7 protein-coding genes are annotated in these 14719 nt (G+C 53.1%); 4 read left to right on the plus strand and 3 right to left on the minus strand.

The genetic code is table 11. The features are described 5' to 3' along the window. Nucleotides 1-34: 34 nt before the first annotated feature. A complete protein-coding gene (locus tag KF752_20610; GenBank protein MBX3423967.1) occupies nt 35-364 on the minus strand; it encodes a MarR family transcriptional regulator in 330 nt (109 codons plus the stop codon). A gap of 236 nt (nt 365-600) precedes the next feature. Here KF752_20610 and KF752_20615 point away from each other — a divergent pair, with 236 nt between their 5' ends. From KF752_20615 to cysN, 4 genes are all read left to right on the plus strand, one after another. After that, nucleotides 601-2175, plus strand: a complete 1575-nt coding sequence (locus KF752_20615) for an oxidoreductase (protein MBX3423968.1) — start codon at nt 601-603, stop codon at nt 2173-2175. Between the two features lie 153 nt (nt 2176-2328). Beyond that, the gene (locus KF752_20620; protein ID MBX3423969.1) at nt 2329-4923 is read left to right on the plus strand and encodes a DUF2309 domain-containing protein; all 2595 of its coding nucleotides are present in this window, start codon (nt 2329-2331) and stop codon (nt 4921-4923) included. Further along, the gene (gene cysD, locus KF752_20625; GenBank protein MBX3423970.1) at nt 4920-5906 is read left to right on the plus strand and encodes a sulfate adenylyltransferase subunit CysD; all 987 of its coding nucleotides are present in this window, start codon (nt 4920-4922) and stop codon (nt 5904-5906) included. The genes KF752_20620 and cysD overlap by 4 nt, the downstream gene beginning before the upstream one ends. 44 nt (nt 5907-5950) lie before the next feature. Continuing rightward, the gene (gene cysN, locus KF752_20630; GenBank protein ID MBX3423971.1) at nt 5951-7876 is read left to right on the plus strand and encodes a sulfate adenylyltransferase subunit CysN; all 1926 of its coding nucleotides are present in this window, start codon (nt 5951-5953) and stop codon (nt 7874-7876) included. A gap of 453 nt (nt 7877-8329) precedes the next feature. Here cysN and KF752_20635 read toward each other — a convergent pair whose 3' ends face one another. Next, nucleotides 8330-13024: a protein kinase gene (locus KF752_20635; GenBank protein ID MBX3423972.1), complete on the minus strand. Its 4695-nt coding sequence runs from the start codon at nt 13022-13024 to the stop codon at nt 8330-8332. 406 nt (nt 13025-13430) lie between these two features. Continuing rightward, nucleotides 13431-13985, minus strand: coding sequence for a sigma-70 family RNA polymerase sigma factor (locus KF752_20640; protein MBX3423973.1), 555 nt, complete (start codon nt 13983-13985; stop codon nt 13431-13433). Between the last annotated feature and the right edge of the window lie 734 nt (nt 13986-14719).

Consider the following 14719-nt stretch of genomic DNA (forward strand, 5'->3'; position numbering starts at 1 on the left):
GGCTGGGGTTGGAACTGAGGTTAAAGGTAGTCAGTTACCCGTTGATCAGCTTTAAGAGGTCTCCGATTGTGCGGTGAGCCTCAATGGGGTGTCGCAACGGTTGTTCCCTCAACACTTGGTAGTGATTCTTTCGCCCTACTTTCTCTCGGCGAATAAAGCCTTCATCCTCCAAATCTTGCACGATCCTTTGCACCCCCCGCTCAGTGATGCCGACGCGCAAAGCTACTTGACGTAATACCAAGTCTGGGTTTGCGGAGAGTGCGATAAGCACGTGTGCGTGATTGGTCAAGAACGTCCAACGACTAGCAGTTTCAACGGAAGCTGGGGATTCCGTCAGTTGAACCGGCGTTTTTGGCTTGGCCATAGTGGCTTCCGAACAAATGAGACACGAATGTCGCAACGCGGAAGAGAATCTCGCAATTTGCGAAAGTGGATTCACGAAGTCAACTTAGCACATCTCAAGCACGATTTACACAGGTTTTCTTGGTTAACAGACATTTTTCTCAAGATTCCCCCCCGAGACATACGAAATCATATTGACGCCTCTAAATTCACGCATTACACTTCGCGTATTCCAATTCGCAAAGTGGAGGTCACGATATGTCTAGTTCACTTGCCTTACTTCTGACGGCTCCCGCAGCCATTCTGCTCACCTTGGCCTGTTTACCCAATTCCTTGGTCAACGCACGGCCGCTAGCGACCCGCAATGCGGTCACTTGGATCGCAGCATTCCAGTTTTTCGTCGCGGTTTGCATTTCCGTGATCCTGGCAACTGGGCGAGTCCGGGCACAGAACGCTGATTTGCTTAGATTCTCCAGCGATACCCCTTTCGCAGTTTCGATTTACTTCGACGGTGTGGCGAGCTTAATGTTGATGCTGGTTAGCTTCCTCGGTTGGGTGATCTGCCAGTATTCACTTCGCTACCTCGATGGCGAAGCGACGCAAGGTAGCTACTTCCGCTGGACAGGATTGACGATCGGTTCCGTCTGTCTGATGGTAGTCGCAGGCAATCTGCTAATGTTTATTGTGGCTTGGGTAACGACCAGCCTTGGCCTTCACCAACTCTTGTTGCACTACGGACAGCGACCAGCAGCTCGACGCGCCGCTTGGACCAAATTTACTACAAGTCGGATTGGTGACGCGGCGTTAATTGTGGCCGCAGTTCTCATCTATGCACAGTTCAGGACACTTGAGTTCGTCGAATTGTTTGCGTTGGTGGGCTCGCTTACGACCGTCACTGTCGAAATGCAAGTTGCCGGATTTCTGTTAGTTCTCGGCGTGATCACTAAATCAGCGCAGTTCCCTTTCCACACTTGGTTACCCCAAACTATGGAAACGCCAACGCCTGTATCAGCACTCATGCACGCAGGCATCGTCAATGCTGGCGGCTACTTAATGATTCGAACCAGCTCCGTAGTAGCGCTGACACCTTGGGCATTAACCACGTTGGCCATCATCGCTGGATTCACCGCATTTTTCGCGGCAGTGGTGATGTTGACCCAATCGAGCGTGAAAAAGTCGCTGGCGTATTCAACAATAGCGCAAATGGGATTCATGTTGTTGCAGTGTGCCCTAGGTGCCTACTCGGCGGCAATGCTGCATATTCTAGCTCATTCCCTCTATAAGGCGCACGCCTTCTTGAGCAGTGGAAGCGTGATCGCAGCCCGGGCAGCAATCACTGGATCACTGTCGTCCACTCACCAAGTCAACTGGTTCAGGTTCGTAGCGAGTGGCGTGGCATTAATCGCGGTCCTGTGGGCTTCCTTAGCTTTGTTCAGATCCAATCCGGTGACCAAGCCCGGTGGACTTTTGCTAGGAGGAATCTTGTGCCTAGCACTGCACCAGTGGATTGGTCAAGTGATGCGCGGTGGCCATCAGATACAGTGGCTTCGGGCGCTGGCTGTCGCTGGCGGGCTGTGCCTGCTCTATTCGGCTAGCTTCGCGACCATCGACTCGATCATCTCCGCAAGTTTGCCGGTCGCCGGTGTTCCGCAGATGCTCTGGTTAGTCGCGAGCTTCGTGGCAACAGGTTTCCTTGGACTGCTGGTGCTACAAGCGGCTTTGGTCAGTGGACGAGAATCGGCCATTCTGAACAGGTACTACATTCATGCATCGAATGGCTTCTATTTGGAAAGCACTCTGCGACGCGTGTTTGGAAGCTTGCTTAACACTTAATACACACCAACCCCTGAAACTCAGACGATTGCCGCTGGCAGGTTACAAGGACAACGGACTGCGGCTACTAACGCCGTCGGTTCAACTCGGCTACCCCACGTACGATCGATGCCCAAGATTTTGCAGACAGTAATTCCACAGAGGAGCCAATCCATGTCAGTTTTGCAAGCCTCATCCAAAGTTAATCATCTCTCGATCGCGCGAGACAACTTCCTTCCTCCGAACTTCGAATCGTTTCAGGACCCTAGCCAGTTGGAGGAAGCGCTGGCAGAAGTCACCCAAGTCATTGCGCCCGTATGGCCGCTACAAGATTACGTCGCAGTCAATCCTTACGCGGGAATCTCGCACCGCTCGTTCCTGGACGCTCGGGCCTACTTGAAAGCCTTCTCGGACTGCGAAACACTCATGCCGATCGAACACTATGCGGCCGAGTACCATCATGGCCGCCTGACACAGGAAGATATCCAGTCGGCAATCAACGAATTGGCGGCGACTGGAGTGTCGCCACCTTTAACGGCGAATCAAATTGCTCAAAACTTGATGTCCATCGGCCTCGTCGACACATCTCGCGATCTTTCAGCAAGTACACCTAACGATGATCGACCGATTCGAACGATTGCGGAGACCATCAACAAATGGATGGGACAGGACATTGATTGGCATGAAGCAATCGTGGCAGAAATCTCGAAGCACTGCGCAGCTCATTACGATCAAAGTCAGGCAGTTTGGGCCAGTCCCTACAAGCACCTGTCGCTCTACGAAGCCTGGCGGAAGGTAGCCGAGCACGATTGTAATATCGAAATCTTAGGCCTGACCGACTTCCGGAAGTTTGTCGCTTGCTTGCCGCACACGCCTGAAGCCTGCATCGCTTACGCGTTGAAAGAATTGAGCGTTCCGCAACCGCTTTGGTCAACTTTCCTACTTTGCCAAGCGTTCTCAATTCCAGGTTGGAGTGCATGGGCCAAATACCAAACGAGTTGGGCTGAAAATTCCAGACCCGAAAAGAATGATCTAGTCTGCCTGCTAGCGATTCGCCTGGCGTACGACGTAGCGCTCGCTGAGGCAAAGTCTGTTAGTGTGAATTGGAGTTCTTATGTGGACATGGCAGCTTCTTCATTCAAGCTGCCCCAGGAAGCTCTGGGCAGCGACTCGAAAATTCGCTTCATCTTGCTTCGCGCCAGCGAGATCGCTCACCGCAATAGCTTGCTCAAAGCAATGTCGTTTTCCGAAGGTCGCTCGTCTCGAACCGAAGACCGAAAACTGGCACAGTTGGTCTTCTGTATCGACGTCCGGTCAGAACGAATTCGTCGACAACTGGAGGCCCAGTCCCAAGATATCGAGACATTTGGATTCGCAGGCTTCTTCGGCATGGCTTTCGAATACGCGACTCTTGGGCAGCCGTCGGGCAACTTACAACTACCTGTGCTCTTGAAGCCGCAATTCAAAGTGCATGAATGCGTTCACGAAGCAGACGCTGCCCATGAATGTGCCGCCATCAACAAGCGCGAGCAGGCACGAACCTGGCGAGCGTTATGGAAAAGTTTTCAGGCCTCGGCTGTGGGTTGCTTCTCATTTGTCGAAACAACCGGTTTGTTGGTCGGCTTGAAATTGCTAACTCGAGTTGCTGGTTACAACCCGAAGCGGAGCGATGCCAAGTATGACGGTTTGGGCAGGGCGGATCATTCGCGGCTGGGACCGACGTTGCGTGGCCTCAATCATCAGGGCATTACCACGTCGCGACAGGCGGATTTGGCAGAAGGAATGTTGCGAAACTTGGGTCTCACCAAGAATTTTGCCAGAATCGTCGTGTTCTGTGGCCATGCCTGTCAGACGGACAATAACCCGCTGGCAGCCGGCTTGGATTGTGGCGCATGTGGCGGGCATTCCGGCGAACCCAACGCACGGTTCGCAGCCATGCTACTCAATCAGCCATATATTCGCCAAGCGATGGCAGATCGAGGTATCGATATCCCTGCGGACACCCATTTTGTAGGTGCTCTGCATAATACCACCACGGACCGAATCGAGTTTTTTGATACCCAAATGGTGCCGACTAGCCAGCAGGACGCGTTGCAACAACTCAAAACTAGCTGTGCGATCGCTACTCGCCAGACACAGTTGGAGCGAATGCCGATTGTATCGAGTAGCTCACCCAACGCTTTGCTCAGGCGAGCGACAGATTGGTCTGAGGTGCGACCCGAATGGGGCTTGGCTGGTAATGCGTCGTTCATCGTGGCACCTCGATCGATGACGCAGAAAGCTAACTTGGAAGCGCGTTCGTTCCTGCATAGTTACGACTACACGCAAGACACCCAAGGCAGAGTCTTAGAAACAATCATGACGGCACCGATGATCGTGGCGAACTGGATCAACATGCAGTACTATGCTTCGACTGTAGACAATTGTCATTTTGGTAGCGGCACAAAAACAGTTCACAATGTCGTAGGCGGATTCGGCATTCTGTCGGGTAATGGCGGCGATTTGATGACGGGCTTGCCATGGCAATCACTGCACACTGGCAAACAGTTCCAGCACTTGCCGATGCGTTTGCAAGTCGTCATCAATGCACCTCGCGAGATGATTGATCGAATCATCGCCAAGCATCAACTCGTGGCCGATCTGTTGACGGGTGGCTGGTTGCACTTGGTAGCGATCGAAGAGCAGACCACCTATCGCTACACTCTAGCCGGAAAGTGGGAGTCTTTGCATCTAGCTCCGTCGCCAAGCCATGAAGGAGTATCGGTATGACGGTCGCCAGTCAGGGCGGGAGTGTGGACGCTGCCAACGTCCATTGCCAAGACATCCACCAGCGGGCTGTCAGTCACCATGCTCAGCGTTCATCGCATCTCAAGCGACTTGAAGCTGAGAGCATTCACATCCTGCGCGAAGTGGTTGCTGAGTTCGACAATCCGGTGATGCTGTATTCGATTGGCAAAGATTCTTCGGTGATTTTGCATTTAGCTCGAAAGGCTTATTATCCCAGCAAGATACCGTTTCCGCTGCTGCATATCGATTCGACTTGGGAGTTCCGCGAGATGATCGAATTCCGCGAGCAATTCGCTCGCCAGCGGCTTGGCTTAGACGTTATTGCGTATGTCAATCAACAAGGGGTCCGCGATGGTATCAACCCCTTCGATCATGGCCGAGTCTACACGGAAATCATGCGAACACAGCCACTAAAACAGTCCTTAACTGAATACAAATTCGATGCAGCTATTGGTGGCGGTCGTCGCGATGAAGAGAAATCTCGCGCCAAGGAACGTATTTTCTCTTTTCGCGACCGAAATCATCGCTGGGACCCACGTAACCAGCGGCCGGAACTTTGGAACATTTTCAATACCTGGAAGCACTTCGGAGAAAGTCTGAGAGTCTTCCCGTTGTCGAATTGGACCGAGCTGGATGTCTGGCAATACATCTTGCAAGAAAGTATCCCCATTGTGCCATTGTACTTTGCCAAACCGCGCCCAGTGGTGCGGCGCGGCGGTGACTTGATTGTTGTCGACGATGCTCGCATGCGCTTGGAAGTTGGCGAAACGCCCACGTTAATGAAAGTGCGCTTTCGAACTTTGGGCTGTTACCCTGTGACCGGTGCGGTCGAATCAGAAGCTGAAACCATTGAAGACATCGTTTATGAGATGTTGACTACCAGAGTCTCCGAACGCCAAGGGCGGGCCATCGATCGTGATGAAGCCGCAGCCATGGAACGCAAGAAACGCGATGGCTACTTTTGATTTGAACGGCGTTTAATAAGCATTAACAGCATGAATGCGGCTCAATGAACATCATCAACGAAACGAACATCGATACCTATTTGGCTCGGCATAATGCCAAAGATCTATTGCGGTTTATCACCTGCGGCAATGTAGACGATGGCAAAAGCACCCTAATCGGTAGATTGCTGCTGGAAGCCGGCGCGATTTACGACGATCAGATCGCTGCCTTGCAGTGCGACTCCGAGAAACACGGTACTGTCGGCAAACGCATCGATACAGCTTTATTGCTCGATGGTTTGGAAGACGAACGCCAACAGGGAATTACCATCGATGTCGCCTATCGCTATTTCACCACGCCCCAGCGAAAATTCATTATCGCTGATACGCCGGGCCATGAGCAATTCACTCGCAACATGGCAACCGGCGCTTCGACTGCAGACTTAGCAATAATCCTCGTTGACGCTACCAAAGGCATCTCCACACAAACGCGCCGCCATGCGTTTATCGTTTCGTTACTGGGGATCAGACACATCATCTTGGCTGTCAATAAAATGGATCTTGTCGGATATGACCAAGATGTATTTACCAAGATTAAAGAAGAGTTCGATCGCTTCGCCCAAGTCTTGTCGCTCGATCAAGTGTGCGCCATACCACTTTCCGCGCTCGAAGGCGACAATATCATCCAGGCCAGCCCGCGCACCCAATGGTACAGCGGACCAGCGCTACTTGAGCAACTAGATTCTGTCCAAGTCGACTCGAATCGCCATTCCAATGCATTGCGTTTTCCGATTCAGTGGGTGAACCGGCCCGATTCCAGCTTTCGAGGCTTTAGCGGTACGATCGCTTCGGGCCGTTTGTGCGTTGGCGATCAGGTCACCGTGTTGCCTTCGCGCAAGACTGCCCGAGTAAGTTCAATTGTGACCATGGACGGACAGCTTGACGAAGCAGTCGCTGCGGATTCGATCACTGTAACTCTAGACTGTGAAATCGATGTCACTCGAGGCGATATGCTGGTCGGTGCAGAAATGCAGCCAACAGTCAGTCGTCGTGGCGAGGCGAACCTTGTGTGGATGACAGAACAACCGTTGGTTCCCGGAAAATCTTATTGGTTCAAGCAAACAACACGTCGCACTTCATGCGAAATTTCAGCAGTCCGCTACCGCACAGACGTCAATACATTCCAGCGGAGCAGCGCATCTTCTCTGTCGCTGAATGAAATCGGGCGATGCGAAATCAAGTTGCATGATCCGGTGATGTTTGACCCGTACTCAGCCAACCTCGGGACGGGCAGCTTCATTTTGGTCGATCGGATTTCTCACGAAACGGTTGCCGCAGGTATGTTCTGTGACGCCAGTGGAGATCCATCGACATCCGGCCATTGGGATGACGAGTCCGTGCTGCTGGCACCACGACCTGCCTGTAGTCACATTTCGAATAGTGCCCGCTGCTCACGCTACGGACAAAAACCACTTACAATTCTCATCACCGGCTTGAGTAGCTCGGGTAAAACGAGCGTCGCCATGGCACTCGAAGTGCGGTTATTCAGAGAGCGGCTGACTTGCATAGTTGTGGATGGACAAAGCCTGCGACTGGGGATAAGTCGCGATCTGGGATTCACGGCTGAGGAGCGTTCCGAGAATCTACGTCGAGCCGCCGAAATAGCAAAACTGATCAACGATGCAGGACAAATCTGCATAGCGGCCTTCGTTGCCCCAAGCGTCTGGGTACGCAACAAGGCTCGAGAGCTAATTGGGGCGGAGCGATTCTTCCACGTGTTTTTGTCGACGGCACCCGAAGTCTGTCGCAGTCGTGATCATACCGGTCAGTACAAGGCGGCTGATAGGGGCGAAATCAGCAGCTTCCCTGGCGTCACATTTAACTACGAAACTCCCACCGACGCAGATTTGGTTTTTGATACCGAAAACATGACTGCAGAACAAGTTGCTGAGGAGATCCTGGCAAGAATCAAAACTCGCATTACCTGTTAACCTGAGCGCTCACGGTCACCGCGAGTCTATTTCAGCTGGTGATCGACGAATTGGCCGACGCCATGTGTTTCTCCACGGGCAGCCCAGCCTGACCGACATTCGCTGTCATGAGCGACTCGGAGGCTTGCTCAAGAGCTACTCTCGCAAGGCTGCTTAGACTAGGCCATTCTCGTGCTTTGGTTCATTGGCTAGCCACTTCTCATCGGAGAAACTCTGTGCTGGTCTCTCTGCATTTCACTCTGTCAATGCTTTTGGCAGGACCATTTGCGTTTTCTGAGAGTATCTGATTCCAAATGAGTTATTTCTTGCTCGCCATCAAACCGCCAATTTGCTGGAGCGAGGTTTTTGCCCAGGGCTCAAAAGGATGAAACCCTTCTGAGCAAGAATCTAATGAACAAAATCGGCAAATACTCACAACATCTCTCTTAATCCTTCGTAAGATGGCTTCTGTCGCTATTTGCCCCGTAGCAGTTCTTGAGCCTCCTCGTTGCCCGAGTACCGCAACTCTTCTGGGGCTATAATTGCGTTGTCGTTCAACCAGTCCAATCCTTTTTTATACCAGCTGTGAGCCTCTGCCAGTTCTTCCAGTTGCCAGTGGCCCATGGCCAGGAAGAAGGCGTTGTAGCCGAGGGGAGTTCCGCCGGACTCGACAGATCGATTCAGTGCTTCAATGGCCTGCTGCCAGTTGCCAGCACGATAGTGGGCTACTCCCAGGGTGTTGAAGTAGGTTCCCTGGGGGTCGAGCTTCACGGCCTGCTCAGCCAGTTCCACTGCCTCCTGAGGATCTCGCAGCGATTCGTCTTCGACTGTGACCAACTGCCAGGCCAAATTGTTGAGTTCACCAGCGCTGACCTGCGGCGATCCTTGAATGACGCTTTTTCTTAACTGAATCGACTCTTGAGACTGTCCCAGCTTTTGGAGACTGGATGCCAAAGCCAGTTTCAGGCCAGTATCGCTGGGATCCTTTTCAAGGCCAGCCCGATAGGCGGTTTCCGCATTTTGGAATTCACCCAGCCGCATCCAACTGTTGCCCATAATTTGGTAGCTTCGCAGGTACTTCGGGTTCGCATCAACGGCTTGTTGACAGTGATGAATAGCCTTTTGCAAGTTGCCTTCAGCGGCAAGAGCGACAGCCAAATTGGTATGGGCTAAGACCGACTTCGGATCAAACTCAAGTTCGCTTTGATACATCTCGTTAGCCTTTTTCAGATCACCCATTCGAGCGTAGATGACCCCCATCATATTGGCAATGTTTCCTCGACGGGGAGTGATGTCCTTCAAACGATGACAGACTTTCAGTGCTAGCTCGTAGTGAGCTAGTCGAATGAAGGTGTGTGATAAGCTGTCCAGCGTCTCCGATGGTAGCTGCATTTCCTGCAGGGAATCGACGATAAAAGCCAGTTGGTCATTTTTTTCTTGAGAAGCCATCACTTGAATTCCGTCGCTTAAAGATCGATTGAACTCGGCTAGCACCGGATGTTGCGCATCCAGCTCCCGCAAGCGCGTTATGCAATCACCTACCAAGCGAGGATAATCCGGCTGATCAGCCAATTGGGCAATGGGAATTGACCGCAAGAGGGCTGCGTAGCCGCTGCTATGGTCCGGGCGAAGCGCGATGGCCGCAGTAGCATGTCGCATCGCCTGGACATGTTGAGGCACCAAGTCAGACAGCAAAGCTTCGACCAGGGCAAGTCGCGACCAATAATCCGAAGGAGCCCGGTGAACAGTTCGCTCGAGGATTTTTAATGCCGAGCCGTAGATATCCGGCAATAACTCATCACCTGTGACTGACACGCGAAATCGACTGAGGTTTTCACCGCCTGAACCAATACCACCGGTTGAAATCAGCACCTTTACTGACTGATCCGTTGACACCTGGATGGGGTCAAAACCCAGAACGATCCTTGCAGGTAATGTAGGACTGTTCAGTAATGCAAAAGTTTTTTCGCTGCCGTCGATAGCATCTTTTAGCGACTGCGAATGGGGATGGTCGGATACGACGAACTTTGGGGACAACGACCTGGTCGACCCATCTGCGTTGACGATTCGAACGGATATTTCACGAAAGCAAACGCTCATGTTTATTCTTGCCCAATGCCTTCTGGGCTTGTCAAGAGTAGTGATTAAGTCCAGCTTGACACCCGAGAATCGTGGTAAACCAAGCGAACCCTCGATTAGTAACAGCTCGCTGTCAGGGTTAGGTCCGCTGACTACGATGGAACCACTGCGCTGCAACTCTGGGATTGAACCATGCGTTGATTCTACTTTCACGTTTTCCATCGAGATCCAGCGAACGTCTTTAGGTAGTGCTTCTATCAAGGTTCTACCTTCGAAATGAACCAAATTGCTCGCGAGTTGTGTTAGGAGCTGAACAGGTTGTCGATCGAGTTCCTCCAGATCGGAGATACGTTTAGTAAGCGCGATCAAATCGGCGTTTTTTAGATCCTGTCTTACCATCTGACGCCAAGGATCTGCGTCCGCAACACTTAGAATTACAGACAGTCCTTCTCGCGTGAGAGTGGAGGATGGCGAAGTTCCGGTGGCTGACCAGCGAAAGCGGCCCAAGTTTTCGTATTGCCATCGGTCGCGGGCTCGATCCCCGTGGGAAATCCAAATTCGAAATCCATGGGGACTTCGAGCAGCTTCGGCGGTCTGAAACACCGCCACATGGGGCCGCCCGCCCCCATATCCAATATGCCAGCGGCTGACTTCAATCGGTCTTCGAGCCTCGGAATAGTCGGCAGTGGCCGAACAGAACGACAGTTGTTGTCTGGCCCCAAGATTATCGCGAGGAGCAAATTTGACCTCTAGTGTATGCATCCCGAACATACCATCGTCTGCGCGTCCTGGGCCAAGATTGGGGAGAGACGGATGTAGCATCACCTCCAGTCGCAAAGCGGTCAGTTCCTGGACGTCGGTTTCAAACACCAAATCGTATCCCGCCCAAGCGTTGTCGCCGCTGGCCAGGATCGATCCATCGTCGAGTTCAGTAAGCTGGTCACCGCCACGAGAAATCAGTTCAATCGGCTGCAAATTGCGCCACTCCGCCTGTTGCCATCGCTCGATCGACCAAGGTTCCTCCGTCAATGCTCTCCAGCGGTCTAATGATGTGAGCGCCATCGGCTTCAGCGTTGGGTGTAATGCATCCAACATTCTGGCCGCCTCATCGACAGAGGTCGTACCGATCGTCAATCCCCACCTGGCAAAAGCGTCGCGGTAGGCGCTGTCTGGTTCAGCAACGCGGGGAAGGACCAGCACTTCATCAATTTTTTGCTCGTAGGCCTGCTCGCTGAACGAATGGAACTGACTGCGCGAGTTCTTCTGCTCCACGGTTCGCCAGTTCCGCTTTGCGCGATGTTCCATGTCTTGCTGCCAGGCAATTTCCAAATCCCGAATCAGTTGTTGGTCGCGTTTCAACCGCGTCAATCGGCTAGTGAGTTCTTCGACCTCCTCCTGCAGGCTCTTCGGATGTTCTCCGTTGGCAATTAGCTGACTAGCGCGGCCTACCGCTTCCAATGCTCGCTGGACGGCATTTTCATCTGGCGTGGATTCGGAGTCGATTTCGATGCTGGCGCGAGCCAAGGCAACCTCGGAGTTGACTTGATTGACCAGTTTTGAGCGCTGAATTTGAGATTCCAGTGCCTGTTGAGCCTCGCTGGCCGCCAACCGAGCCTGCTGATGTTGCAGCCACAGGTATCCGCCACCTCCCAGCCCCATGGCCAGCAGTAGCGTGGCGGCCAGGGCAAGCGTGACCCGGCGACGCTTGCTCTCTTCGCCCGCTTGAATGTCTGCTGCCACGCGGGCTAGCTCCACCTCGCGCATGCGAGTTTCGACCGATTCGATGTAGTTGCTCAGCCGCCTGGCCAGCACACCCGCGTCTCGAATTCGCTCTTCGGGCTCGGGCCGCAAGCAGTCCACCACGATGCTCCTCAGTTCAGCGTCGATCGAGGGTTGATCGAGCCGCTCGAAGCACTCCTCGAGTTTAGCCCGCGATGCCTTGCGAAATACCTCCGTTTGATTGAGTCCAGTGTAAGGCGGATCGCCCGTCAGGATCTCACAAAGGATGGCTCCCAATCCGAAGACGTCGCTACGTTCGTCCAGGCGGTCGATTTCGCCTAAGGCTTGTTCGGGAGGCATGTAGGCCGGAGTGCCTAGAACGCTACCCATTTGAGTATTGGAGCCGCTGCCGAGGCCGGCCGGTGTATCGATACTACCCAGGGAGCGGATGGTGTGGATGATGCTGGTCCTGGTACGATTGTCAAAAGACCGCTTTTCATCCGCGATGCCGCCCTCGGTCAGTACCTTAGCCAGCCCCCAATCCATAACTTGCACTTCACCGAAGGCTCCCACCATGATGTTGGAGGGTTTTAAATCGCGATGGATGACCTTGCGAGAATGCGAATAGGCCATGGTCTGACATACCTGCTCGAAGATCCCTAGAAACCTGACTCGTTCACTCTCCGGGCCGTTCCGTTCTTCCAACAGGGCTGCCAGCGTCTGTCCCTTGACGAGCTTCATCGAGAAGTACGGACGCTGGTCGCCAAATTGCCCCAGTTCATAGACAGGCACGATGCCGGGATGTTGAAGCTGGCCGCCGATCTGAGCCTCTTCCACAAACCGCTGGACCAAAGCCGGCTTGCCACGATGCTCTTCCAATAGAACCTTGATCGCTAGATCTCGCCCGAGGTCGGTGTCCCGGCCCTTGAGTATGGCCCCCATGCCCCCACGAGCGATCTCACCATGAGCCTGGTAGCGGCTACCAGGTTCGATCGATGGCAACTCCTTGGAATGTGTCCGGACTAGTGGTGAGGAAATCTCGCCTGCTGAAGAATCCAGAATCACTCGTGGCATTTCGCAGGCCGCAGTCTGTCCGATCAGTTTCAAGATGCTATGACCGGTCGGCGAGGACGGCGCGACGGCGGGTTTCCTTGGTTCGGCTTCTTCTGCCAGGGTCATGGCAAGTTGAGAGGGTGGGCTATTCAGGAATCCACCCACTTGCTGGTGCGCCAACAGCAGCGCCTGCAGCTGTTGCTTGAGTTCCAGATTCTCACCACAGGACTGATCGATAAACTTCTCACGAGTGGACTCGGAATCCAGTTCCAGAGCAGCCAGGAATAGCGACGGCAGGTCCTTTGCGTTCTGAGTCATTTTGGGATTCTTGTCAGTAATGAATATACGGCCTTCATGCTTATCAAATCGCCCTCGATAATAGAGTGCGAAAACGGACCGCCGAGTCCCTCAGAAAATTTCCGAAAATTCCGCTTTTCATTGCAAACCGCAGCTAGTTGCCAAGAGCCTATCCAAAAAAACACCAGACCTTTTGGCACTAGCCGCAGAGCAAAGGCGGGTGTGTTTCCACTTTATCCGGACAATTGACCGTGCAGCCCATCTTTGCGCCGGTTTCTACCGACATACCGTGCCTACAGCCCGAGGAGCTCATGTTCGTCCGTGAGGTGCATGGGTTCAAAGTCAGAACTTGTCGTCCAAGGTAATCCGCGACGGCGGTGCCCCCGCGGTACAAGCAGCGTGCCTGGCATTCATTTTTAGCCAGAAGTCAGTCCGATAATTTGGAGTAGAGCCAGGTGCGGGCAAACGTCCAGTAACGTTCTGCAGTGGATTCAGAGATCTGCATTGCCTGCGCGGCTTGGGCGATAGTCAGCCCGGCGAAGTAGCGCAGTTTGACCAGTCGTGCTTGATTGGGCCATAGGGTTTCGAACTGGCTGAGGGCCTCGTCGAGCGACAGCAGGTCGACGGCTTTGTCTTCCACAACCGGCTCGGCAAAATCGATGGGGACTTGATGGAGGTCAGCCCCTCGCTTTAAAGTCTTCCGTCGACGCGCTTGCTCGACCAGAATTCGACGCATCGCCTCTGCCGCAGCACCAAAGAAATGCCCGCGACCTTTCCATTCCGGCTGCTGTTCCGCATCTACCAATCGAAGGTAGGCTTCGTGAACCAACAGGGTGGGTTGAAGGCTGGGGGAACTGCGTTCCTTAGCGAGCCTCCTAGCCGCCAGGTAGCGGAGTTCTTCATAGACCAACGGCAATAGTTCTGCGGAAGCAGACGAATACCCTTGCTCCACTTTCTGCAACAGCTGTGTTAACTCGCCCATTGTAAAATTATAACGTAGTTCCAATTGAAAAACGGTCCAGGATCTCCATCATCAATTGGACTTCAACCGCGTGAAATTTGGCATCAGCCTTGTTAACAGTGATTTAAAAACGCGACCGACCTAAGGGGACGGCCTGAGCGGTCTCCCGGTTTTCAACAAATTTCATGAGTTCAGCGCGGCTTGCTTTTTCATTTTCGAATTCTTGTATTTGCACTAGTCTCCGAACAGCCGCTCGCCCAGCAGCCATTAGGCGGCTTGGGAATATTGTATTGCTCACAAAGCTGGACGATCTCTTCGCGGGAATTGCCCACCCCAGCGCAACCACTTCGTAACAATACTCTCTGCGATCGAAGATTGGTCGTACTGTCGGGAAACACCTTCGAACCTCTGAAAATACGTAATTAACACAAACCTAGCCAATGCCATGTGTTTAACGACATTAGTATCATAGCCGATCCTCGAATCGGTGGCAGCGGTCTCTTCTGGGGACACAGAGCGGTCTCTTCTGGGGACACAGCAGAATGGCGGGCGGGTAGGAAATTCCTAAAAAGTTGGGAATGCCGGTCAAGTGGGGTTCTGGGGACACAGCAGAATGGCGGGCGGGTAGGAAATTCCTAAAAGTTGGGAATGCCGGTCAAAGAATTCCAGGGCCAGTTCGTCTAACAAGGTATCAAACGCAATTCGGCCAGCATTGGTCACTGGACCGAAGCTGAACTGCGACTGTTGTACCTTCC

It is taken from the genome of Pirellulaceae bacterium, from assembly GCA_019636385.1.
GTDB lineage: Bacteria > Planctomycetota > Planctomycetia > Pirellulales > Pirellulaceae > Aureliella.

Bases quoted from the DNA above. Each gene is read 5' to 3' on its own strand.
- KF752_20640 (MBX3423973.1), bottom strand. From the start codon at position 13,985: ATGGGCGAGTTAACACAGCTGTTGCAGAAAGTGGAGCAAGGGTATTCG.
- KF752_20610 (MBX3423967.1), bottom strand. From the start codon at position 364: ATGGCCAAGCCAAAAACGCCGGTTCAACTGACGGAATCCCCAGCTTCC.
- KF752_20620 (MBX3423969.1), top strand. From the start codon at position 2,329: ATGTCAGTTTTGCAAGCCTCATCCAAAGTTAATCATCTCTCGATCGCG.
- cysN (MBX3423971.1), top strand. From the start codon at position 5,951: ATGAACATCATCAACGAAACGAACATCGATACCTATTTGGCTCGGCAT.
- KF752_20615 (MBX3423968.1), top strand. From the start codon at position 601: ATGTCTAGTTCACTTGCCTTACTTCTGACGGCTCCCGCAGCCATTCTG.
- KF752_20635 (MBX3423972.1), bottom strand. From the start codon at position 13,024: ATGACTCAGAACGCAAAGGACCTGCCGTCGCTATTCCTGGCTGCTCTG.
- cysD (MBX3423970.1), top strand. From the start codon at position 4,920: ATGACGGTCGCCAGTCAGGGCGGGAGTGTGGACGCTGCCAACGTCCAT.